The 250-nt window shown below is 31.6% G+C and carries 1 protein-coding gene; it reads left to right on the top strand.

The genetic code is table 11. The features are described from left to right. Positions 1 to 250, top strand: a 250-nt coding sequence (locus HU755_RS27240; RefSeq protein WP_186638355.1) for an alanine:cation symporter family protein, incomplete at both ends; no start/stop codon positions are given.

Raw genomic sequence — 250 nt, 5'->3', positions numbered from 1 at the left:
ATTTTACTTTTTGCTTTCAGTTCAATTGTAGGGAGTTACTATTATGGGGAAACAAATATTCAGTTTATTACGAAGAATAAAGCTGTGTTAAATATATTCCGATTTGCAACGATTGCTTTTGTAATTATCGGTGCAGTAGCAAAACTAGGAATGGTTTGGAATGTAGCTGATTTATTTATGGGGTTAATGACGGTAATCAATTTAATAGCTATCTTTGCTTTAAGTAAGGTTGCATTTAAGGTGTTAAAGG

It is taken from the genome of Pseudomonas sp. SWRI111 (assembly GCF_014268555.1).
Classification (GTDB): Bacteria; Pseudomonadota; Gammaproteobacteria; order Pseudomonadales; family Pseudomonadaceae; genus Aquipseudomonas; species Aquipseudomonas hamedanensis.
This window is presented reverse-complemented; position numbering and strand designations above follow the sequence as displayed.